Source organism: Bacillus cereus group sp. Sample62 (genome assembly GCF_036851315.1).
GTDB lineage: Bacteria > Bacillota > Bacilli > Bacillales > Bacillaceae_G > Bacillus_A > Bacillus_A wiedmannii.
This window is the reverse complement of record NZ_JAFLPK010000001.1, coordinates 3,182,990-3,207,646: the sequence shown is the minus strand read 5'-3', so window position 1 is coordinate 3,207,646 and position 24,657 is coordinate 3,182,990. Positions and strand designations below refer to the sequence as shown.

Sequence of the window (24,657 nt, the reverse complement as noted above, 5' to 3'; positions counted from 1 at the left end):
TAGAGAATGGGTAAAATAATACCGAATGATGACTAGATTTTATTAATGATGTTATAAGATGTTTTTTTAAGTAAACTGAAGTGGTTTAAATGGAGCAGTTTAGTTAGATTCAGGATTACTGACAATTGGTGTTATGGAGTTCAATGATTCAAAAATGAACTCATTTAAACGCATATTATCTTCGAGATGTATTTTTTGAAGGATATTAGAACTCAGGAGGAGATGAAGTTATGACAAAAGATTTTTATACTGCACTGAAAGAAAGACGTACTTACTATGGGATTAATAAAGAGGTACAAGTATCAGATGAAAAAATTAAAGAAATCGTAGAATTTGCTGTGAAATACACTCCATCAGCTTTCAATTCGCAAACTGCGCGATTAGTTGTATTACTTGGTGAAGCTCATAATAAATTATGGGATATTACGACTGAAACATTAAGAAAAGTAGTTGGAGATGGAGATTTTTCAGGAACGCAGCAAAAAATGGATTCCTTTAAAGCTGGTTATGGAACAGTACTATTCTTTGAAGATGAGGCAATAGTGAAATCGCTTCAAGAAAAATTTGCTGCATATGCTGAAAACTTCCCAATTTGGTCACACCAAGCATCAGGTATGCACCAATTAGTTGTGTGGACAGGTTTAGAAGCAGAGGGATTAGGGGCATCTTTACAACATTATAATCCATTAATCGACGATGAGGTAAAACAAGAATGGAATGTTCCTGCTAATTGGAAACTCATTGCACAAATGCCATTTGGTAATCCAACGGCTGCACCAGGTGAAAAAGAATTCCAACCACTTGAAGAGCGTGTGAAATTTCATAAGTAACATTATAGTGTAATAAAGTGAAACTTTAATTAGTAGCGGTCTTACTGTACGCAAATAGCAGGGGAAGCTAACTGTATTGTGAAAATAAAACTGTATAGTTATAAAAAAGCTTATTCGTTCTTTTTATTAATTGAGTTGTACAGAGATAATAAAGTTGTTTAATTTACAATAAAGTCATTTAAAAAATAATATAGTTGTTTAAAAATCCTTCTTCTACTAACGAGGCAGGTTAGTGGAAGAAATAGCAAGTGGGTTTAACTAGGAGAAGTGTCGATGACATTAAAGAAGACACCAAGGTGTCTTCTGTTTTTTAAATTAAGGATATCGATAAATTAAGATTTATTTACTTAACATTATACTTATTTTCGGACCGAGGCATCTAATCGGTGAGTATATACAAACCAAGTAATGCTTGCTGTTAATAATGTTGACGAAATTAAAGCTGTAAGAACACTATATGTTTGCCAAATAAGTATCGTTGACCAATCGAAGGCAAAAAACATTATACACTGGGCAATCGTAGCGATTAGGAAAATAATTGTTACGATTGTTCTCTTTTTTGTCATTGGCTGCTGCTCATTCGTTTTCCTTTTTCTTAATCCTAAGAAAAATAACAGAACGGCTAATAGGCAAAGAATAATTGTGGTAGACGACAAAATGATGTCCAAAAGCTGTGTGCCACTTATCTCATATGACTGAGTTAGATTGCCGTTTAATATATTTTTAACTTGTAGTACCAGGTTTATATTGGTATTTGCGCCGTTGCTCAGTAAGCAGATGGCTGTTCTTTCATTTGGCAGTATGGCTACTTTGGTACTAAAATTTGGATTACGCCCAGTGTGTTCTATAAACGTTTGTTCGGCGTTTACCGACCAACCTGCCGCATAATACATATCATTGACAGCCGAAACAGACATATCACCTCTATGTGATTTTTCGATGGCCCTGTGAAATATTTCGGGTATGTCCTGCACGATACCCATCTGTATGCCCATCCAACGCGCCGTATCTTTTGTATTAGAAATGATATAGCCGGCAGGTTTATTCCCAGCATAATCCGGAGCGTTAAATGGAGTTGTTATAAAAAAGGAAGAACGGTAGCCCTGTGCTAACTGTCCAGTGGCTTGAGTATCTTCTTTATAAACATACGTCTGGTGAAGACCTAAGGGTAGAAATACCTGTTCCTTCATAAAGTCTTCATAGCTTTGTCGTGATACAATCTCAATAACCAAACCCAATACGTCATAATTAACGGTTCCATAGTTATATTGTTCACCGGGAGAGAACGCCAATTCTGCATCTACCAGCGTTTCCACAGTTTTTTGCAACATATCAGGCGTATTACCTTGTGGAATATTTTGAAGATGTCTAATATTTGTTAGGCCGCTGGTATGGTGAAGAAAGTTATTTAGTGTAAGGTTTTGCATATCAACAGGTTTACCTTGATACTTTAACGTAAACCAAGGTAAATATTTTTGGATAGGGTCAGTCATTGATAGCAGCCCTTGCTCTTCCAATAGCAAAATCCCCATACCAGTAAAAGCTTTACTCACCGAGGCCAACTCATAGAGTGTATTTTCACTTGCAGACAGTCCCTTTTCAAGATCTGCATACCCAGAAGAAAAGTAGAACACTTCACCATCAGCAAGTATTGAGAGTGACATTCCAGGCACACCTGACGTACGACAGGCATCATCTAGCAATGCTTGTATTGCCACAGATTTCGAATCTGACAACGCATAACTTTGTGTTGCGAATCCTGAGAATAATATAAATATCGTTAATACAAAAACAATAGTCTTTTTCATACACTCTCCTTTCTGAAGAATTATAAGGGTATAAATAACTTATTTTTATAATTATAAACTAAATTCTGATTTATCTATATAATATCAAATAATTGTGAAGAGTTACACTTAAACTAACGGGGGCGTTAGTTTAATAAGAAGTAAACAACTTTATTATTCATTTTTTAAGCATTACATAAGCAGATGGATATAATTTGAAACAACTTTAAAGAGCCTTGCTGCATATAGAATGTAGTATGGCTCTTATCTTTTTTAATCAAAATTCGATAATTTTATTATCACTATACATGAGTATGTATGAAAAAAGGTTTTAAAACACTATTTTAATCTTTAAGGGAACAAGGTGATCATTTTGATCACCTTGCTTTATTTCTTACATTTTATTTATTAAAAAACGCTAGGTTTTCATAAATGTTTGAAAAACTAGCGTTTTAATTATAGGTATCTGTAATTTGATTATTTAAAACTATATACGAAAAAGCTTTTATGCTATTCCTCAAGTTCTATCCATTCCTGTGACCATTCTTCTATTCCGCGAATAATAGCTTCTAAAGCAAATCCTTTTTGAGTTAAAGAATATTCTATACGAACTGGTGTCTCAGGAAAGACTTTACGTTCGACAATTCCTTCTAGTTCTAATTCTTTCAATCTTTCTGAAAGTAATCTTCCGCTAACAGGAAGAGAAGATTCAAGTGTACAAAAGCGCTGAGATCCAGAAAAAAGTTGGTAAATAATTAGTGCTGTCCATCGTTGACTAAAAAATTTCATTCCTTTTTCAAAGCGAGGGCATAATGTAGAATCCTTCATTTTCCTTCACCTCCTAAAATAAATTATATAACATCTTACTATTAGTAACAAATGTTTTTATAATTAATTACTTGACGTAAATTAATTACGAATGTATACTCACTTACATAAAGTAACTAAGTTGTTTTATGTAACTGAAACTCTTTTCTTTAAATGGCCAAAGTTGTAATGATACATATTGCATATAAGCTGAGAGAAAAAAGAATAGCATCTGTAAAAACACTTACGTTGTGTAAGTTAAACAATAAAAAATATAATGATGGAAGGGAATTTTTAGAGATTCTCTATACTAGGAGGTACCTAATGGTTACAACAGATACAATTCATATGTTAGAAGATAAAATTCAATTTATACATCAAGATGGAAAGGATATTTATTTAGTAGGTCCCATCAAATTGCCAATTAATTTATATGGGGAGACTAAAGTTTTCCAATGGTATTCTTGGTTACAATGTAGTGAGGTTACAAATAGTGTAGAAGGAATTATTGAAAAACTTTCATCTATTAATTTAGCTGATATGCAGCAATCTAGTGTGCTTGTATATGGTGATTTTGAGAATTCTGAAGATGCCCTAATTCGTATGCATAGTATTTGTCACACCGGTGATATCTTTGGTAGTAAACGTTGTGACTGTGGATTCCAATTAAAGCAGTCTTTACAAATGATTACAGAACATGGTTCAGGTGCTTTATTTTACTTAGCGAATCATGAAGGAAGAGGGATTGGCTTGTTTAGTAAAGCGATGACGTACCTCTTGCAAGAAAATGGATTAGATACAGTAGAAGCGAATCTGAACCTAGGTTTTGAAGATGATGTTCGAAACTATGATGATACAATTGAAGTATTAAAAGCGCTACGCTCAAAACCTGTAAAACTTATTACAAATAATCCGAAAAAATTAGAAGCTTTACAAAAAGCTGGATTAAATGTTACGAGTCGTGAACCGTTATGGGGTGATGTCTCAGAGTTTAATGAGAAATATTTACAAACGAAGATTCAACGTTCTGGACATTTTGAAGGGGGACACTTACATGCTTGAGCATGAATTATATATGAAGCTAGCACTAGAAAATGCCAAGGCTATGAATGGACAAACGACTCCAAATCCATTGGTTGGATCTGTAATTGTAAATGATAATCGAATTGTAGGGATCGGAGCACATATGAAGGCTGGGGAACCACATGCCGAAATACATGCGATACGCATGGCGGGAGAACAGGCCCGTGGTGGTACAATCTATGTAACTCTTGAACCTTGTTCTCATCATGGAAGAACAGGGCCTTGTGCAGAAGCAATTGTACAAGCAGGAATTAAGAAGGTAGTAATTGCTACACTTGATCCAAATCCACTTGTTTCTGGACGTGGAATTAAAATTCTGCAAGATGCTGGTATTGAAGTGCTTGTAGGAGTATGTGAAGAAGAATCTAAAAAGATGAATGAAGTCTTTAATAAATATATTATGACAAAGCGCCCATTTGTAACGATTAAATCAGGAGTTACATTAGATGGGAAAATTGCTACTTCCTTATCGGATAGTAAGTGGATCACATCTACAGAGGCAAGACAGGAAGTACACCAAATACGAAACGAAAATGCAGCCATTTTAGTAGGAGCGAATACTGTACAAAAGGATAATCCATCATTGACAACGCGTATTCCAAATGGAAGAAATCCAATTCGTGTAATATTGGACTCAACATTACGCATACCAATGGAAGCTCACGTTGTTACAGATGGAGAAGCTCCTACCTGGATATTTACAACAAGTAATCATGCAGCGGAAAAAAGGAAGGCATTAGAAAATGCAGGAGTTAAAGTACTTGTTACTAGCGGAGAAAAGCATATAAACTTATATGAAATGCTTGATGTTTTAGGGAGAAAAGGAGTTTCCTCCCTGCTTATTGAAGGTGGTGGAGAGGTAAATGCTTCGTTTATTGAAAATGAATTGATGGATAAACTTATTTTATATTTCGCACCTAAAATTATTGGGGGCAGATTGGCGCCTAGCTTTGTAGAGGGGACTGGTATTACTAAAATGCAAGATGCAATTGAATTTAAGAATATATCATTTACCCAGGTTGGAAAAGATTATAGATTTATTGGTTATCCAGAATATCGGAAAGATGAGAAATAAGGAAAATAAAAACTACTTATATTTTCCGATAAATGGATTGCAGAAAGGAGCGATGAAAAGTGAAGTTTGGATTTGATATCGATGATACATTAATTGATTTAAGGCAGCATGCTTTTCATTTATATAATAAAAAATTAAACAAAAAAGTAGGATTGGATGTATTTCATTCTTTGAAAACAATTGAAATTCATGAAGCATTTGGTATGACTTCGGAGGAAGGCAGTCATATGTGGAATAGTTTGTTGGATGAGATTTATTATACTTCTTGTTCACCGTTTCCGTATGCAGTAGAGACTTTGCAAGAATTAGAAAGACAGGGACATGAAATATACTATATAACGGCGCGACCTAAAGAGCATGGAGAGCAAACAAAAAAATGGTTAATAGAAAAAGGATTTCCGGTACATGAAGATCGCTTTTTCTATGGAATGAAGGATGAAGAAAAAATACACTTCATACAAGAAATAAAATTAAACTATTTCTTTGATGATAAGCCGGCTGTCTTAGAAACGTTAATAGGAAAACCGATAAATGTGTATGCAAAAACTACTTCTTACAATCAATATCTCAATATTCCGCGTATTACAAGTTGGACAGAGTTAGGAGATATTATAAAGAAAGATATGTAAGGATTTAATTAGAAAATCAAATAGAGCCAAGAGTATATTGAGTATTACAATTTTAGAGGAAAGACATATGTCATATGTCTTTCCTCATTTTTTTTTTGGCACTTCAAAATGTTAGCTTGATGGGCCTGGGGTACCGCCCACATTTTAACGAAAATATATGCTAAGAAAGTTTTGACATAAAAAAGCCGATTTTTACCCAGTTAAGAGTACATCGGCTCGTTAATATTTAGCAGTAATTTCTTATCCATTTATGCATAAAGATCTTACCGTTATCGCTGCCTTTGTTAGAATCCAGTTTTACATAGGGTGCTACCAAAAATTTGAAAAAATAAATTTAATTGCTTGAAAATTCATTTCGAATGATTTATATTTGTATTAAATGATAGATTTATCTATCAAAAATAACTTTATACAAAGAAAGGTGTGATTGAGATTGTTAAACGCCCCATTGATGGGAAGCATTTAGGTGCAACAGCATTGAAATGATTGGGAAGAAATGAGTGAGCCTTCACAATAAAGAACGCTATAACTTTATGTAGTGCTTGATACCCTTGTATTAGATTATTTGGTAAAAACATCGAAACTCATTGAAATATATTTCTGTCTAAGTTGTTATCATGTCTTGATGAAAAACGTAAAAAATAGACAAGAGAAAATCCTGGGAAAACCTGTTCAGAAAGTATGGTATGAAGGCAAGCTTGTGAAGTGAATTCAAAAACAATTGGACAAAAGTGAGGTAAATAATATGACTTTTGAAGAAAAATTACAAGAATATGCAGAACTTACGGTGAAAATTGGTGTCAATATTCAACCAGGGCAATACTTATTAGTCAATACATCAGTGGATGCATTGGATTTCGTCCGTATAGTTGTGAAAGAGGCTTATAAGGCTGGGGCTGGGCGTGTTCATGTTAATTTTTCGGATGAGGAAATGGATCGTGCTTACTTTGATCATGCCTCAGATGAAGAATTTAATCGTTTCCCAGAATGGATAGTCAAAATGAATGATGAGCTGATTGAACGTAATGGCGCACTATTAATAATAGATGCTACAGACCCCGATAGATTTACAGATATTTCAGCTGATCGTCTAGCTACCTATCAAAAGGTATCAGGAGCTGCTCTAGGAAACAATCGCAACGCCGTAATGAAGGATTTAATAGCTTGGTCGATGGTAGCAGTTCCTTCATCAAAGTGGGCATCGAAGGTGTTCCCGAATTTAGCAGCTGAGGATCAAGTACCAGCATTATGGGAGGCTATTTTTAAAGCTGTTCGTATCGGTGAAGGAAATGCGGTTGAAAAATGGTGTGAACATGTAACAAATTTAGAATCTCGTGCGGTCCTATTAAACAATAAAAAATATGCGATGCTTCACTATACAGCGCCAGGTACTGATTTAACAATTGCATTAGCGCCACAGCATAAATGGATTACTGGAGGTGGTAAAACGCCAGATGATACTATCTTTATGGCTAATATGCCGACAGAAGAGGTTTATACGTTACCGATGAAACAAGGTGTAAATGGCTATGTAAGCAATACAAAACCATTAGTTTATCAAGGGAATATTATCGACGGTTTTAAACTGACATTTGAAGAAGGAAAAATTATTAAAGCTGAAGCACAGATAGGACATGATTTATTACAGGAGCTTATTAATGTGGATGAAGGCGCCTGCTATTTAGGTGAGGTAGCACTTGTACCACATCTATCGCCAATTTCAGCATCGGGGATTTTATATTTTAATACATTGTTTGATGAAAATGCCTCGAACCATTTAGCGATTGGTAAAGCTTATCCAACTTGCTTAGAGGGTGGAAGGGATTTAGATAACGATCAGCTTGAAACGTTAGGTGCAAATAGTTCAGTAATACATGAGGACTTTATGATTGGCAGTAGTGAGATGGACATCGACGGTATTCTACCAGATGGAACTGTAGAGCCAATTTTCCGTAAAGGTAGCTGGGCATTTTAAGTTTTTAATTTGAAGAAAAGAGTATAGTGGATGAAACGATTATTAAGCATAATTGGTGCAACTATATAGGTGTTTCATCTGTTTTTGCTGAGACTGAAAACTACCTCTTTAATTTAGAAGTAAAATGCATTTAAAGGAGATAGGCCAATGAATTTCTGGGAAGTCGCTTTGATAGTTGTGAATTTTAGTCTATTGAGTTGGATACTGTTTGTAGCCGGGGAAACGAAAAAATGGTCTAAATTAGCTACTTTGGTTGCTGTTGTAATGGTTACAGTTCAGCTATTGTCAGAAGGTTTTAGATGGCAGATGATTCCGGCATATGTATCCCCAGTTATCTTGATTTTATGCTATTTATTAGCTGAACGGAAAAAGGGCTTTAGAAGCGGGGGGATATTCATAGTTAAGACTTTGTTGTTGTGCATCTATTTGTCTGTAGCAGTTGCGCTACCCTTACTTATGCCAGTATTTTCATTTGAAGAACCAACTGGTCCACATAGGGTCGGTACGAAGCTATATCATTGGGTTGATCATCAAAGAAATGAACCATATTCGAAAAATCCAACTGATCGACGCGAACTGATGGTGCAAATTTGGTATCCTGCAGCTGAAAAAAGCAAGGGGGATCAAGAACCTTATATTCGTAACATAAATGAGCTCTCCAAGGGATTGGAAAAAACATTGTCTATTCCTGCATTTGCATTCAGCCACTTGGAATTGGTAAAATCTCATTCGTTTATGGATTTACAACTCTCAGACTCAGAGAATCAATATCCCATATTACTTTTTTCTCATGGTTTTAATGGTTTTCGTAATCAAAACACGTTTGAAGTTGAGGAGTTGGCTAGTCAAGGATATATTGTTCTAAGTATCGATCATACTTTTGATACTGCAGCTACCGTCTTTCCAGATGGTCGAACTGCTTACGTACAGCCCTTCAATTTAACTGATGACGAAGGGGATAGCCACATAAAATTATGGGAGGAAGATGTCACCTTTGTGCTTAATCAGATAGAGAAACTTAACCAAAATGATGAGACCGGCTTCTTTACAGGAAGGCTTGATACCTCACGAATTGGAATGTTTGGGCACTCTTATGGTGGAGCTACCGCAGCACAAATACTTGCAAAAGATTCTCGTGTTAAAGCAGCTATCAATATGGATGGCGCTTTGTATGGGGAAATTTTACCTGAAAGTGGGATTGGAAAACCATTTCTGCTCATGAGTGCAGTAGAGCCTGATGAAGCAGATCCCGATAAAGTGAGGGAGCGATATGGACGTGGGTTAGCTGGCGGTGGTATGTCAATGGTCATTCCTCATACGGATCATACAAGCTTCACTGATTTACATTTGTTCTCCCCTCTGTTGCAGAGCCCAGGTGAAAATCCAAAGGAAGTTCATCGCGTTATCAACGAATTCAGCCTGGCATTTTTTGACCAGTATGTAAAACAGAAGGATGACGGCTCAACCCTTAAAAGGTTGATGACCAAATACCCGGAAGTGAATTTTAAAGTAAACCGATAACTTTATGCAGAAAGTACCTTCATTATAAAATATTCAGTAATTAAATGAAGTACAAATGGATTCAATAAAAGTAGAAAAATTACTGTAATTATTAATTTTTCATGAAAAAATTAGCAAGAAGGATAACCATATTAGTGAAAAAAATAAAAATATCACAAGGGAACATCGCGAAAAATAGCTTAAAAAATCCAGCTAATGTGATTGTTTTCTCTACTAAGAAAGCGAATCGTGCCATTTCCTTTGGCTTTTGTATGTATTACATCAAAAAATTAATTTCTTCATCGTCATCTACATAATAAAAATGCTAAAAATGAAACATTCAAAGTACTATCAGTTTCAGTAATATAATTCTTTTGGAAAAGCTAAATTTAGCAGCTGGACACTTTGTTTGAGATTGTTTATCATGTTATCAAATGATATATTTATCTATCAAAAAATGACGACTTTATATAGAAAAAGGGAGAGATTGACGATGAAGAAAGACTTATCAACGTTAAAGGAAGCGAGATTTAACGCAATTCTTGATTCGGCTACTATATTACTTGTTGAAAATCCTACTGCTTCGATGAATGAAATTGCGGAATATGCGGGAATTGGCATTGCTACACTCCATCGTTACGTCGAAAGCAGAGAGAAATTGATGCTGTTCTTGGGCCATCGGGCTATACAACTTGTAAGTGATACCGTAAATCAGATCCCACTGGATGAGGAAAGAAGCGAAAACTATATTCCAGAACTCATTGAAGCGTTAATCCCTTTAGGTGACAAAATCTATTTTCTAGGTCATGATGCATCTGTATTTAACAACAAAGAATTAGGTGAAGCCGAAGAGAAGCTGAGGGAACCTATACGACGCGTTATTGAGCTGTTACAACAACGTGGTTACTTTCAGCAAACGGTTAGCAGCGAATGGATTTTGAATACGCTTTATGCCCTGATTTTCCATACTTGGGAACAAGTACATGAAGGAAATGTGGCTAAAAAATCTGCTGCAGAGCTTGTTTTAAATACATTTTATTATGGTTTCAAAGCTAAGGATGATTTGAGAAGGGAGTGAACTAATACAAATCCATGATAATTAACATCAATAATATATAAAGCGAAAAGGAGTACTGGGAAATGAATCAAATCTCTATAGTGAAGGCTGTTCAACAATCCATGGTCGGCGCCCAGCTAAATATAATCGCATTGGAATACATGGCGTTTCCACTTGCAGGATCTGAGGAGAAGAACACAGTCGAAGGGGCATTTTGTAAGCTATGGCGGCAGGGGAACAACCGTTTTAGTCATCAATACGCTTATGAAGCTCAAATGGATGGGGAAACTTTAGGGATGATTACTTGCTATCCCATCCCCGTTTTAAATCGTCTTGCCTGGCCCACTTTTAAACAGCTACTTTCATTCCGAAAGTTTGGTTTTCTTGTTTATAACATTCGGAATATCAAAATGCTTTATTCCATGATTACCTTGAAGGAGGGAGAAGATGACGAGTTTCACATCGGAACAATCGCCTTATTTCCCGAAAGTCGAGGATTGGGGATAGGTACAAGACTACTTGAGTTTGCTGAGGAACAGGCTTCCCTGCAAGGCTTTGCCAAATGCTCTCTAACAGTAAAGAAAGAAAACCAACTTGCCATTAAATTGTATCAGAGATTAGGCTACCAGATTACAAGTGAAATCAATAAACCAAAGTTATCATTGTACAGAATGGTCAAAAACGTAGGACGTTACAACCTTTTATAAAAAATTTGTAACGTATTAGGGCAGTACTAATGGTACCGCCCCGTCGCTATCAAGCCAAGATTAAATAAAAATCAACTATATTAGATTTTTTTCAAAAATTTAATATAAACTATTTGGAATTTTGTACTAAATATTTAGAAAAAGAAAAAATCTTACCTGAAATTAAACGTATATTATCTTAGCTTGATGGGCATGAGGGAATACCACCGTTTCTTTAAAGTGTGATGTGCTGGGAGTACTTCTAATAGAGAGGAAATAGAAAAATGAGAAATAAGAAAAAATTTTTTTAAGTTAGTCTTGTATGGAAGTGTAATTTATATATCAATGATGGGTTCCCCTGGTGCCGCAGTATTTGCGGATATTTTGGATGAGAAGTTAAAGAATTAATGGGATGTGTTCATAATCATGAATTTTTGGATTCTTAGTATAAAACACATTATTTTAATTATATATTAGAATATATAATTAAAATGGAATTATTAAGAAACAGTAAGGTTGGTACAAAACTAAACATATTAATAACTATATCAAGTATTGCATGTATAGTATTATCCCTAATAGGGTTTTGGAGATTAGAAAGAGGAAAAAGTACTTCCTTTAATATGTATGAGGATAAGTTACTACCAATTGAGTGGATTGGGATTGTAGAATCTAATTTTTATCACGTTAATATGAACTTTATGGAAATAATGTTATCAAAAGATGAAAAAAGAATGAACGAATTAATAAGAGAAAGGGATGGAATCTGTAAGGAAAATGATCATCTTTTAAAGCAGTTTGAGGCTAAAGTTATTTCTACTAAAGAAAAAGAATTATATAACACGTTTTACGATATTTTGGGGTTTATCATTAAATATTTATATATGCAAAATTTCATACATTTAATGATTGATAATCATGAGTTAATGTAACTATAATAATTACACTGATAAGTAACTTACTGAACACAGTTATAAGTGAAGAAGGAGGAGGAGGATTTTATTGTATTTTGTATATAAAAAAATAGAAAAGGAGATATGTAAATGAAAAGGTTACTTGTTATAGGCATCATGTATACAATGTTTCTCCTCATAGGAAATATACACTTACATGCTGATGAACGAACAAATGTAAAAGAAATTACTAGTTTAGAAGAGCCTACGTGGATATTTCAGGCAAGCATAAGTAAGGGGAAATATCATGATCGACAAGATTTAGGATTTATCTTGCAGAGAAATACACCATTAAAGGTAAGACAAACGAATCCTAATTTTAAAGACAAATTAACATTACGCTTATTATCTAATGACTCAAAAAATGAAAAGTCCATACAAGTAGGAAATGAATGGATTACGATTCAAGGTGATACGCCTTTAGTTCCTTTCATAGATACTCCGTATGGTGAAGAGCACGCTACACTTGAGTACCAAATAGGAAATGAAAGTGCTACTAAGCCTCTTCCAATTTATAAACAACAAGGAAGTGTATCTCAATTTTTTAGTACATGGGATCAATTTGATGGGGAGTATGCGTTAATTCAAGGGGAGAGTTTTCAATTATTTGTACCTAAAAAAGATAAAGAGTTAGTAAGATCTTTAAAAGATTTTCAATCGTTGGATGAGTTAATTGCATATTATGAGGATATTTTTGCGATGTATGATTCAATTATTGGTTTAGATGGCTCAACGGTTGAAAATAAAAAAAGTCAAAATCGTTATTTCTTAAAAGCAGATATATCCGGTGCTGGCGGTGCCTATTATGGCGCAAATTGGACAGCGAATAGTACAGATAGTACAAAGATGTGGTTAGATAAACTAAGTTGGGGAACTTTACATGAAATCGCTCATGGATACCAAGCTGGTTTTGATAATCAAGGAATATTTACAGGAGAAGTTTCTAATAATCTATTTGGTGTTCAATATCAATATAGTAAATACGGCAAAAAAGCAGATCAAGTTGGTTGGTTATTTAATTTTGGGAAGAAGGAACAGGTAGAACGGAATTTATACAATGCTTTAATGAAAGAAAATAAAAATTATGATGACTTAGATTTACGACAAAAACTTATTTTTTTAACGATGGCGAAACAAAAAGCTGGCGATGAAGCCTTTGTAAAAATGTATCAAGGTTATCGAAAACTAGCTAGCAATATTGCTTTTAAAAAAAGCGACCATTCTTTACCAGATTTAATGAATCAGTATTATAGTGAAAATGCACAAGTTGATTTTACAGCCGTTTTTGAAAGATGGGGCTTTAAACTTAATAATAAACAAATAGAGATTAATAGGGCGAAAGGTTATCCGGCTGTTACTTCTTTAGCTTATATAGTGCCTGAATCACAATTAGCTAAAGCGAGATCTCTAGTTGACCCTGATATTCCGATAAACTCCAATTTTGAAATAGTTACGAATCAGCAAATTGCTTCACTTGGACTAAAAGGGAATTTGCATATCCATTTAAATACAAATGAAATAGATACATTGAAAGGAGGAAAAATTAAATTAAAAGAAGGGAATACAGTTATTCAAGAAAAAACAATTGAAACAGCAGATATCAAATTACAAGACGTACCAAATGGAATCTATACGGTTGAGATTTCAGGTGGGAAAACGGATAGTATGTACCATTTCAGTACGTATTATGCCTATGTAAAAGAAAAAGATAATAGTCTAACGATTGATGTTAACGAAATGAAAATGAGCAAGTTAGTAAATCAAACGATTCAATTCCTAGGATTAGGAGATGATCAGTTTGCTGAATTAAATACAGACTTAGAGCAAAAGCGAGCTGTTTTTACAGTTACTACTAAAACGCCTCATAGCTATTATGCAGGTGAAAAATATGCATCAATTGAGGTGTTTAATGAGAAAGGGGAAAAAATTTATACGAGGGAAATGGAAGGAACAAATGTAACGATTGTAAAAGATACCATTCCACTAAAAGAAGGATATAGAATTAAAATCTATCATGATGAAATAAAAAAACGATTAACTAGTAAAGCTACTATTATTAATCCTATGAATAAAACAAATGAATTTATAATGACAAAATGGGGATTGAAAAATACTTCTTTGCAAAATAATCCAGAAGAAAATCTTATGCAAAGAATTGATAGAGAAATGGAAGGAATTATAAGTAATCCGGTTTTAAAAGAGATACCAATGCAAAAATTAGAAATGAAAAAGAATGTGTGGATGGCAATAAATATGTTAGCAGAACCACAAAAAATAACGTATATGAATAAATATAAAGATAGCTTATATAATGAGTAATTCTTGAAAATGGTAAAAACTCATTAGAAGTACAAGCTGTCCAACAAGCCTTTAAAGCAGCTTATATTTAATACTATTGTGCTGAATTATAAACCCTTTTATTTTAATGTAATGATTAATTTGTATGCATAGACAAAAACCTTGTAGAATTTTTCTGCAAGGTTTTTTAGAATGTCATTTTACTTCAAGTGTTATTATCTCGCATTAATTGGTAATTTGGATAAGTAATAAGGTGTTTTTAAATTACTCTTTCTTAAGTGCATAAAACTCCTTATAACATTGGACAATAAGATGTATTATATAGTTTTTTAGTTAATTAGGATGAAAATAATTCTATAACTGTATTTAAGAATATGTAATTTTACACTCTTTTCTATGATAGAAAAGGAGACTACGTTAGTAAATATAAAAAGTTAGAAATTATGGTATATAGGGCACTTTTTTGTTCCTATGGAACTTTAAAGTGCGTAATTTTCTTTCTAATTAATATGGATCATAATGGTATTTACTAGTTGGTTTTAGCTTTACGCTGCTGTTGATGTGATTTTTTACATTAGAATAATGCAAAATGATTTGAATCAGAATTATCGAGTAGATCAAAATGCTGATAAATTCGATTTTTAATTCAGTACAGAGTGAAATAGCTACATAACTTTCGTTTATACTCTTTTGAACAAAGGGTGGATTTGCTTATTTTCTGTTAAAAATAAGAGAAGTGAACCACAATATAAACGTAATTATTTATTCCAACATAGTCAATAATCTAGCACATGAATCTGGGAGGGATCTATATGCATATGCAATTAAAAGGAAAAACAGCACTGGTTACTGGATCTACGGCAGGGATTGGAAAAGCAATTGCCACTTCATTAGTAGCGGAAGGAGCTACTGTACTTATTAATGGACGCCGTGAAGAAAATGTTAATCAAACGATAAAAGAAATTCAAGCGCAGTATCCTGATGCTATCCTTCAACCCGTAGTAGCTGATTTAGGAACAGAACAAGGGTGCCAAAATGTGATTGAAAAGTACCCTGAAGTAGACATTCTTATTAACAACTTAGGAATTTTTGAACCTGTAGAATATTTTGATATCCCTGATGAAGATTGGTTTAAATTTTTTGAAGTTAACATTATGAGTGGTGTTCGACTTACTCGCTCGTATTTAAAAAAAATGATTGAAAGAAAAGAAGGAAGAGTTATCTTTATTGCTAGCGAAGCAGCCATTATGCCATCTCAAGAAATGGCTCATTATAGTGCGACTAAAACGATGCAACTCTCACTTTCTCGCAGTTTAGCTGAGCTGACGACAGGAACGAATGTGACTGTTAATACTATAATGCCTGGTTCGACTTTAACGGAAGGAGTGGAGACTATGTTAAATAGTCTTTATCCTAATGAGCAATTGACAATAGAAGAAGCTGAGAAGCGATTTATGAAAGAGAATCGACCAACCTCTATCATTCAAAGACTTATTCGACCAGAAGAAATTGCTCATCTTGTCACTTTCTTAAGTAGCCCACTTTCTTCAGCAATTAATGGTTCCGCGTTGCGAATAGACGGGGGATTAGTACGTAGTGTATTTTAATAAATTAAAAACAACATAATATTCTGTTGAAGGTAAAGATGGTAAGACAAGTGAATTGTATTTTATCTATAAACGGAAATATACAAAAAGCAAATTGAGACATGAAAACAGCCGAATTTTCTACTATAAGAAAAATTCGGCTGTTATTTTTTTACTTGTTGTAAAGGATGGAAAGCTTTTAGCGTTGTGGCATCTCTTAAGAAAAAGATATGACCGTTTAAAGCGAGCTCTCTATTATTTTCCAACAACAAACAATTGTTATTTGTATTATGAAGTGAAAGTTACCAAACGTTTTTTAACACTATTTTCCCAATTGCTTCTTTCGACACCAAATACTCATGTGCTTGTGCAACTTCATCAAACGTAAAAGTTTTAGCATCTAGCAATGGGCGAAGTTTTCCTTCTTCTACTATTTGAGCTATTTTCGTTAAGATTTCACCGCAAGCATTACGTTTATCTGTATGTAATATTTTTAACGCCATAAAAGTAACGTGCAGAGAGAGTCCTTTTGCGTGTAAAGAAGAGAGGTCATGTGTTGAACGAGCAGCAATTGTTACGACAGTTCCATTGACTGCAGCAGCTTCAAAAGAATTGTCTAGATTCTTGCCACCTACTGTATCAAATATAACTTCAAATCCGTTGCCATTCGTATGTCTTTGCACATATTCTTGAACAGATTCTTCTTTGTAATTAATAGAAACGTCGGCCCCTAGACGATGAGCTATTTCAATTTTATTCTGCTGAGAAGCTGTTGTAAAAACTTTAGCACCTGCCCATTTAGCTAGTTGAATGGCTACGTGTCCTACGCCACCAGTAGCTCCGTGAATGAGTACATTTTGACCTGATTTAATGGTTGCACGATCAAATAAAGATTCCCAAGCTGTAATTGCAACTAATGGTAGGGCAGCTGCTTCTTCCATTGTTACATTTTTAGGCTTATGAGCAATTAATCGCGTATCAGCAAGCATAAACTCTGCAAGGGCACCACCAGTTTCTTTAAAACCTCCGGCACATCCATATACTTCATCACCAGTTTTGAATTTTGAAACGCCTTCTCCTACTTCTATAACAATACCTGCTACATCACCATGCAAAATAGCTGGAAATTCAGGAGCAACTGATGAAACAGCGCCACTACGCATTTTCGTATCAATTGGATTTACACTAGTTGCTTTTACATGGATTAGAACATGACCTGGTAAAAGTTTAGGTTTTGCAACTTCTTCTAATTGAAATACAGATGAATCTCCAAAAGAATGGATAATTTGTGCTTTCATTGGTCCTTACCTCCTGTTCGTGGTTATAGCATAGCAAAGTACAAAAAATAAGTATAATATTATGAATCTGGCTCGTGAGAATTCCATATATTTTTGTATGGTATGTAAGGGCATTTGCGTTCTCTTTAGATGATTAATGAAAAGTATTCGATTGATATCTATTTGAACGTATTGCCTACTATTCTCGTTTCTTTTTGCTGGGGGAAGAAGCTTAATTTTTCGTAGTATCTAATTGTGTCTGTACTTAATCCTGTTTTTTTTATAATATATGATATTTGGAATATATAATTTATTTGTAATTGTGCTCCTTTCACTACAAGTCAATCATTTTTTTGAGGAGATTTGAGTGAAATAGTGTAACGCACCTGCAGAAGCAACTTTAGACGAAGGGCATTATTTTTATGCAGCATGATTTATTGATTAAAACTATAATCAGTCATTTGGCATAGGTACTTAAAAGTGCCTACATCACTTTAAAGTACGTACTGTTATTCGTGTTATGACCGATTTATAATAACACTCGTAGCACAAAGAAAGTTATAACGATGACAATCGGCAACAATGTGGTGATACAGTATTGCCTATGAATTTTGAGAAGAAATATGAAAAGTATAGATTTATATGAATGAAGGAAAGTGAGTGAAACACATGGAAAAGTTTGCGAATCATTTTGGATATAATCGTATGTTTGCGAAAGATCAACTTACATTAGGAGTTCACATTCCGATTGAAAATTATCAGTTTCATGCTCCAACGATGGAAAAACAAGTAGAGTTGGTACAAAAAGCGGAACAATATGGTTTTACAGGCGTATGGCTTCGCGATGTTTTACTGCAAGACCCTGACTTTGGTGATCCTGCAACAGGTCAAATTTACGATATGATGATTTATTTAACGTATTTAGCAAGTAAAACAGAGAAAATAGCATTCGGAACATCGGCAACTGTATTGTCACTTCGCCATCCATTGCGTGTAGCGAAAGAAATTGCGACATTGGATCAACTATTTCCAGAAAGAATTATGCTTGGCGTTTCATCAGGTGACCGACGTGCCGATTTCAAGGCTTTAGGTGTTAGTCATGAAACACGAGGTGAAAAGTTTAGAGAAGCGTTTGCTTACTTGGAAGAGATTTTGTATAAAAACTTCCCGTCTATCCAGTCGACACTAGGCGAAGTGAATGGAGCGAATTTAGTTCCAAAACCGTCTAAACATGTTCCAACCTTTATTACAGGTTTTAGTCAGCAAAATATGGACTGGTTCGCTGAACATGGTGATGGATGGATGTACTACCCACGTAGTCCAGTGCATCAGGCGGCAGCAATTGGACAATGGCGAGAACGAGTAGAGGATTATCATCCAGATGTATTCAAACCATTTATACAACCGATGCATTTAGACTTATCTGAAGATCCAAATGAACGTCCTACACCGATACGTTTAGGTTACCGTACAGGACGTAAGGCACTAATTGAATTACTTGATATATATAAAAGTATTGGTGTGAATCATTTGTTCCTTGCTCTATTTGATGGTCAACGCCCAGCTGACGAGGTATTGGATGAGCTAGGAGAAGAAGTACTACCTCATTTCCCAGCATTGTAAAGGAGTGGAAAGAATGAAAGCGATAGGACTTATGCAATATGGAGATAAAAGTGTACTACAAGAGATTGAAATGCAAACACCCTTATTGGGAGAAAACGATGTACTGATTGAAGTATATGCAGCTGGTGTAAACCCCGTGGATTGGAAAATACGTGAAGGTTTACTTCAAGATGTAATTTCTTATGACTTCCCGCTCGTTTTAGGATGGGATGTTGCAGGTGTAGTTGCTACTATAGGGCCAAACGTAACAGCATTTAAAGTGGGGGATGAAGTATATAGTCGTCCAGATATTGAACGAAACGGCACTTATGCAGAGTACGTGGCTGTAGATGAGAAACATGTCGCGAAAAAACCGAGAAATCTATCTTTTGAAGAAGCAGCATCAATCCCTCTTGTAGGTTTGACAAGTTGGCAAAGTTTAGTGAAATTCGCTAATGTTCAAAAGGGAAATAAGGTTTTAATTCATGCTGGATCCGGGGGAATTGGCACGTTTGCTATTCAACTAACTAAAAGCTTCGGTGCACATGTTGCAACTACGACTAGTACGAAAAACATGCAGTTTGTAAAGGATTTAGGCGCTGATACTGTCGTCGATTACAAAACGGAAGACTTTTCTTTACTTTTGCATAATTACAATATTGTATTTGATGTGTTAGGCGGAGATGTACTAAAGGATAGTTATAAAGTGCTTGCACCAAATGGAAAGTTAGCATCTATTTATGGTCCGAAAGGTATGGAAATTCCGCAAACCGAAATATCAAGAGAGAAAAATATTGAGAGTGACCATATATTTACTGAACCTAACGGATATGAACTTTCTCTTATTACAGAATTAATTGAGAGTGGGAAGATTAAACCCGTTGTAACGCATGTGTTGCCTTTACATGTAGAAGGTGTAAAAAAAGCACACCACATAAGTGAGTCAGAACGTGCTCTTGGCAAAATTGTATTGAAGAAACATTGGTAAAGTATGAGGTTTTAGAGACAGTATTTTTCTAAGTAGCGAATGAGCTTATATATTCTATTCTAGCAATTGTTTTAAAAGGGAGAGAACAAATGGATTCAATGACATTTCTTTTATTCGGAGCGACAGGGGATTTAGCGAAACGAAAAATTTACCCTGCTTTATACAAACTATTTAGTAATCAAAATATACCGCAATCTATTTCGATTATCGGTATTGGCAGAAGGGTAATGTCAGATGTGGAATTTCAAACAAAGGTAGAACAATCCCTTGCTACATTTTCTAGAATATCTACTGATGACGAATCAGGAGTAGAAGAATTTATTAGCACATTTCGTTATTTTCAATTAGATACAGCGAATATAGAGGACTATCAAGATTTGTTGAGTCTTGTAAAGAGGCGTGAAACAGAATTAAATATTCCGAAAAACCGCATGTTTTACCTATCTGTTATACCAGAAGTATTTGATGTAATTGCTTTAAATATTAAGGAAAGTGGATTGTGGGCTACAAAAGGATTGAACCGTCTTATTATAGAGAAGCCTTTTGATCATAGTTTAAAATTCGTTCGCGAGTTAAATACAAAGTTAATTAAAGGTTTTGATGAAGCTGATATTTATTGTATTGATCATTATCTTTGAACATGAATGGTAACTAGGAATACTCCAAGAAAAGTATTACGAAATAAAAAATCTTTAATCCAAGACATTTTTATTGACGATGATAATTTATGTGGTTAATATACTATACGTAAGGTTATTTAATTACTAAAAGTAATCAAATATAAAATGTTTCGTTAAATTCTATAAATAAGTAAGTTGTGGTAGAAATGCTTTGAATTGCCACTATTAATATTGGGGACAATTAGAAAGCGAAAGGTATAAAAAGAATTGGAATTTGATAACTCTTTGTTTTTTATAAAAACATGAGCTTCTGTACAATTCATTTTTAATATATTGACCAGGATTATACAACAAGAGGGGGACTAAAATTGGAATCAATGACCTTTGTTTTATTTGGAGCGACAGGGGACTTAGCGAAACGAAAAATTTACCCCGCACTATATAACTTATATAGAGATCAAAAGCTTCCAAAGCAAATATCCGTTATCGGGCTTGGGAGACGTCAAGTACCTCATGAAGAGTTTCAAAAAAGAATAAAAGAATCAATAGAGACGTTTTCACGTCATAGAGAAGAAGGTACTCCAGAACTCGAAAGTTTTTTAGATAATTTTCGTTATTGCCCATTAGATGTGAGTAAGCCGGAAGACTATGAGAGATTATTACAAGTTGTTCGTGAAAGGGAAGAAGAACTACATATACAAGGTAATAGAATGTTCTATCTTTCAGTTGCACCTGAATTTTTCGAGACAATTGCTTTAAATATTAAGGAAAGCGGACTTGATAAAACGGATGGATGGAAACGCCTGATGATTGAAAAACCATTTGGGCACGATCTTAAATCTGCTCGTGAGCTTAATGATAAGCTTAGTCAAACGTTTGAAGAAGACGAGATATACCGTATTGATCATTATTTAGGTAAACCGATGATTCAAAACCTTGAAGCACTAGAATTTGCAAATCCTGTTCTCCAATCGATTTGGAATAAAGAACATATAGCGAATGTACAAATAACAGCTAGTGAAACGGTTGGGGTTGAAGAAAGAGCCGGATATTATGATCACGCAGGAGCCATTCGTGATATGGTTCAAAATCACATGTTACAAATATTAATGATGACTGCTATGAATCTGCCGGAAAAAATTAACGCATGTGAAATTCGAGAGGAAAAGCGAAAGGTAATGGAAACGCTTCGTAAAGTGAAAAAAGAAGACGTTCAGAACCATATCATTCGCGGACAGTACTCTTCAGGAGAGATAAAAGGCGGGCAAGTTGTAGCATATAAAGAGGAGCCAGGAGTAAATCCTTCTTCGAACATAGACACATTTGTTGCTGCTCGTTTATGGATCGATAATCCATTTTGGACTGGCGTTCCTTTCTATATACGAACAGGAAAACGAATGAAAGAAAAGTCTACTCGTATTGTAATCGAATTTAAAAATACGTTAAAACAACAATATCAAGATAATAATCCAAATGCAGCACCTAACTTATTAATAATTGAAATTAGCCCAGGTGAGAATGTTTCATTACAGTTAAATAGTAAAAATCCATTGAAAAATGGAGAAATTGAACCGATCCGTATTAACTTTACTTGTGAGCAAGCAGATGTGGGAGTACCTGAAGCGTATGAAAGACTCATTCATGATGCTGTGAGTGGAGACGCTACATTCTTTGCACATTGGAGAGAAGTTGAATTGTCATGGGAATGGGTACAACCAATTCTTGAAGCATTCGAGGAAAACTTATTGCCACTTCATGAATATGAGTCGGGTTCATATGGTCCAGATGCGTCTAATGAACTATTGCAAGAAAGTGAATTTAAATGGTGGTTAGATCAAAAAACGGAAAAATAAGTACTTTCTTTAATGAAAGTATTTAGGGGGACAATTACTATGGCACAAAATATAAATCAATTAGCAGTGAATACGCTTCGTACGTTATCGATTGATGCTATTAATGCGGCAAATTCAGGTCATCCGGGTCTTCCGATGGGCGCAGCACCAATGGCTTATGCATTATGGGCGAATCATTTAAATCACAATCCTAATCATCCAAAATGGTTTAACCGTGATCGATTCGTTTTATCGGCGGGACATGGATCGAGCCTACTATATAGCTTACTTCATTTAACTGGATATGACGTTTCAATTGAGGACTTGAAAAGCTTCAGAAAGTTAAATAGTAAAACACCAGGACATCCTGAGTTTGGTCACACTTCTGGAGTTGAAGCGACTACAGGCCCGTTAGGACAAGGGATTGCCAATGCTGTTGGAATGGCAATGGCAGAAGCGCATTTAGCAGCGAAGTTTAATAAGGATGGTCACTCTATTATAGATCATAATACGTACGCTTTAGTTGGAGACGGTGATTTAATGGAGGGTGTCGCTTATGAAGCGATGTCAATGGCAGGGCATATGAAACTTGGCAAGTTAATTGTGCTGTATGATTCAAATGAAATTTCACTTGATGGTGAATTAAACATTGCTTTCTCTGAAGATATTCAGAAAAGGGTAGAATCTGCACATTGGCAATATGTAAGAGTTGAGGATGGAAACGATGTTGATGCTATTACAAAAGCTATTCAATTAGCGAAAGACAATACGGACCAACCTACTCTTATAGAAATTAGAACCATTATAGGTTACGGAAGTCCAAAAGTTGCTGGAACGAACAAAGCACATGGTAACCCGCTTGGAGTAGAAGAAGCGACAGCGACAAAACAAGTGTATGGTTGGCATTATGAGGAAGACTTCTTTGTGCCGGAAGAAGTAACAGCTCATTTTAATGAACTGAAACAAAAAGGTACTGAAAAAGAGAACGAATGGAATGAGCAGTTCAACTTATACAGAGAGTCGAACCCTGCACTAGCAGATGAATTAGAAAAAGCGATTACCGGTGAGGTTTTAATCGAAGCAAAAGACATTTTATCCTTCGATACTGATAAAACGATTTCAACTCGCGTTGCAAGTGGAGAAGCTATTAATCATTATGTGAAATCGATTCCTTCTATTTTCGGTGGAAGTGCAGATCTTTCGCATTCTACGATGACAGATATAAAAGGTGAAGCAGTGTATGCGGTAGAATCGTATGCTGGCCGAAATATATACTTTGGTGTACGTGAACATGCAATGGGCGCGGCAGCGAATGGACTGGCTCTTCATGGAGGAGTAAAACCGTTCGTAAGTACATTCTTTGTATTTAATGATTATCTTCGTCCATCCATTCGACTTGCTGCATTGCAAAAGTTACCTGTTACTTACGTATTTACACATGATTCGATCGCTGTAGGAGAAGATGGTCCAACGCATGAACCAATTGAACAATTGGCAGCTCTTCGGGCAATTCCTGGTCTAACAGTTATCCGCCCATCAGATGCAAATGAAACAGCGAATGCTTGGGCTTATGCTTTACAGCAAACGGATGGTCCAGTCGTTTTAGTACTTAGCCGTCAAAATTTACCGGTGTTTCATGAAACGAAAGCGAACATAGAGAATCTTTCTAAAGGAGCTTATGTATTAATGCAAACAAATGAAAATCCGGATGTAATTTTAATTGCAACAGGTTCTGAAGTATCCTTAGCTGCTAGTGCAAAAGCGAAACTAGAAGAAGATAATGTCTCTGTTCGTATCGTTGCAATGCCAAGCTGGGAGCTATTCGATCACCAATCGAAAGAATATAAAGAATCAGTTCTTCCGTCTTCTGTAACGAAACGAGTATCTCTTGAGATGGGGGTATCTCTCGGCTGGGAGCGTTATGTAGGACAAGAAGGAAAAATATTATCGATTGAAACATTTGGAGCTTCAGGAACTGGGGCTGAAGTCATGAATCTCTTTGGATTTACGACAGAAAATGTTGTTCAAATTACAAAAAATGTATTGAATTCTTAAGCTATGACTGTGAATAC

At 35.0% G+C, this 24,657-nt stretch carries 19 protein-coding genes and 1 pseudogene; 16 read left to right on the top strand and 4 right to left on the bottom strand.

Annotated elements, in window-relative coordinates:
• Nucleotides 1-230: 230 nt before the first annotated feature.
• Nucleotides 231-830, top strand: coding sequence for a nitroreductase family protein (locus J0835_RS16280; protein WP_087981310.1), 600 nt, complete (start codon nucleotides 231-233; stop codon nucleotides 828-830).
• 359 nt (nucleotides 831-1,189) lie between these two features.
• Here J0835_RS16280 and J0835_RS16275 read toward each other — a convergent pair whose 3' ends face one another.
• Both J0835_RS16275 and J0835_RS16270 read right to left on the bottom strand, forming a co-directional pair.
• Nucleotides 1,190-2,638, bottom strand: a complete 1,449-nt coding sequence (locus J0835_RS16275) for a serine hydrolase domain-containing protein (protein WP_087981309.1) — start codon at nucleotides 2,636-2,638, stop codon at nucleotides 1,190-1,192.
• A gap of 489 nt (nucleotides 2,639-3,127) precedes the next feature.
• Nucleotides 3,128-3,445, bottom strand: coding sequence for a winged helix-turn-helix transcriptional regulator (locus tag J0835_RS16270; RefSeq protein WP_087981308.1), 318 nt, complete (start codon nucleotides 3,443-3,445; stop codon nucleotides 3,128-3,130).
• A gap of 303 nt (nucleotides 3,446-3,748) precedes the next feature.
• Here J0835_RS16270 and J0835_RS16265 point away from each other — a divergent pair, with 303 nt between their 5' ends.
• The 10 genes and pseudogenes from J0835_RS16265 (at nucleotide 3,749) to J0835_RS16220 (ending at nucleotide 16,287) form a co-directional block, all read left to right on the top strand.
• Entirely contained in the window at nucleotides 3,749-4,486 is a 738-nt protein-coding gene (locus tag J0835_RS16265; protein ID WP_000258865.1) for a GTP cyclohydrolase II, read from the top strand.
• Nucleotides 4,479-5,582, top strand: coding sequence for a bifunctional diaminohydroxyphosphoribosylaminopyrimidine deaminase/5-amino-6-(5-phosphoribosylamino)uracil reductase RibD (gene ribD, locus J0835_RS16260; protein WP_140386839.1), 1,104 nt, complete (start codon nucleotides 4,479-4,481; stop codon nucleotides 5,580-5,582). The genes J0835_RS16265 and ribD overlap by 8 nt, the downstream gene beginning before the upstream one ends.
• Before the next feature lie 59 nt (nucleotides 5,583-5,641).
• On the top strand, nucleotides 5,642-6,211 hold the full coding sequence (locus tag J0835_RS16255) for a 5' nucleotidase, NT5C type (RefSeq protein ID WP_087981307.1): 570 nt from the start codon (nucleotides 5,642-5,644) through the stop codon (nucleotides 6,209-6,211).
• A 745-nt stretch (nucleotides 6,212-6,956) separates the two neighbouring features.
• Nucleotides 6,957-8,186, top strand: coding sequence for an aminopeptidase (locus J0835_RS16250; protein WP_087981306.1), 1,230 nt, complete (start codon nucleotides 6,957-6,959; stop codon nucleotides 8,184-8,186).
• Between the two features lie 147 nt (nucleotides 8,187-8,333).
• Nucleotides 8,334-9,707, top strand: coding sequence for an alpha/beta hydrolase family protein (locus J0835_RS16245; RefSeq protein WP_087981305.1), 1,374 nt, complete (start codon nucleotides 8,334-8,336; stop codon nucleotides 9,705-9,707).
• A gap of 472 nt (nucleotides 9,708-10,179) precedes the next feature.
• Nucleotides 10,180-10,764, top strand: a complete 585-nt coding sequence (locus tag J0835_RS16240; protein ID WP_087981304.1) for a TetR/AcrR family transcriptional regulator — start codon at nucleotides 10,180-10,182, stop codon at nucleotides 10,762-10,764.
• A 62-nt stretch (nucleotides 10,765-10,826) separates the two neighbouring features.
• The gene (locus J0835_RS16235; RefSeq protein ID WP_087981303.1) at nucleotides 10,827-11,450 is read left to right on the top strand and encodes a GNAT family N-acetyltransferase; all 624 of its coding nucleotides are present in this window, start codon (nucleotides 10,827-10,829) and stop codon (nucleotides 11,448-11,450) included.
• A 470-nt stretch (nucleotides 11,451-11,920) separates the two neighbouring features.
• Nucleotides 11,921-12,283 (top strand): annotated as a pseudogene (locus J0835_RS16230) (MCP four helix bundle domain-containing protein); the annotation flags it as partial.
• A gap of 189 nt (nucleotides 12,284-12,472) precedes the next feature.
• Entirely contained in the window at nucleotides 12,473-14,701 is a 2,229-nt protein-coding gene (locus tag J0835_RS16225) for a putative mucin/carbohydrate-binding domain-containing protein (RefSeq protein ID WP_087981302.1), read from the top strand.
• 791 nt (nucleotides 14,702-15,492) lie between these two features.
• Complete coding sequence (locus J0835_RS16220) at nucleotides 15,493-16,287, top strand: SDR family NAD(P)-dependent oxidoreductase (protein WP_048525128.1); 795 nt, start codon at nucleotides 15,493-15,495, stop codon at nucleotides 16,285-16,287.
• A gap of 281 nt (nucleotides 16,288-16,568) precedes the next feature.
• Here the strand turns inward: J0835_RS16220 and J0835_RS16215 are convergent, their stop codons facing one another.
• Both J0835_RS16215 and J0835_RS16210 read right to left on the bottom strand, forming a co-directional pair.
• Nucleotides 16,569-17,564, bottom strand: a complete 996-nt coding sequence (locus J0835_RS16215) for a zinc-dependent alcohol dehydrogenase family protein (RefSeq protein ID WP_087981301.1) — start codon at nucleotides 17,562-17,564, stop codon at nucleotides 16,569-16,571.
• Between the two features lie 6 nt (nucleotides 17,565-17,570).
• A complete protein-coding gene (locus J0835_RS16210) occupies nucleotides 17,571-17,720 on the bottom strand; it encodes a hypothetical protein (protein ID WP_242250095.1) in 150 nt (49 codons plus the stop codon).
• A gap of 492 nt (nucleotides 17,721-18,212) precedes the next feature.
• Here J0835_RS16210 and J0835_RS16205 point away from each other — a divergent pair, with 492 nt between their 5' ends.
• The 5 genes from J0835_RS16205 (at nucleotide 18,213) to tkt (ending at nucleotide 24,640) form a co-directional block, all read left to right on the top strand.
• Nucleotides 18,213-19,166, top strand: coding sequence for an LLM class oxidoreductase (locus J0835_RS16205; protein WP_087981300.1), 954 nt, complete (start codon nucleotides 18,213-18,215; stop codon nucleotides 19,164-19,166).
• Between the two features lie 13 nt (nucleotides 19,167-19,179).
• The gene (locus J0835_RS16200; protein ID WP_087981299.1) at nucleotides 19,180-20,133 is read left to right on the top strand and encodes an NADP-dependent oxidoreductase; all 954 of its coding nucleotides are present in this window, start codon (nucleotides 19,180-19,182) and stop codon (nucleotides 20,131-20,133) included.
• 89 nt (nucleotides 20,134-20,222) lie between these two features.
• A complete protein-coding gene (locus tag J0835_RS16195; RefSeq protein WP_087981298.1) occupies nucleotides 20,223-20,771 on the top strand; it encodes a glucose-6-phosphate dehydrogenase in 549 nt (182 codons plus the stop codon).
• Nucleotides 20,772-21,121: 350 nt separating this feature from the next.
• Nucleotides 21,122-22,606, top strand: coding sequence for a glucose-6-phosphate dehydrogenase (gene zwf / locus J0835_RS16190; protein WP_087981297.1), 1,485 nt, complete (start codon nucleotides 21,122-21,124; stop codon nucleotides 22,604-22,606).
• A 39-nt stretch (nucleotides 22,607-22,645) separates the two neighbouring features.
• Nucleotides 22,646-24,640 (top strand): transketolase, encoded by a 1,995-nt coding sequence (gene tkt / locus J0835_RS16185; protein WP_087981296.1) that lies wholly within the window; start codon nucleotides 22,646-22,648, stop codon nucleotides 24,638-24,640.
• Nucleotides 24,641-24,657 lie beyond the last annotated feature (17 nt).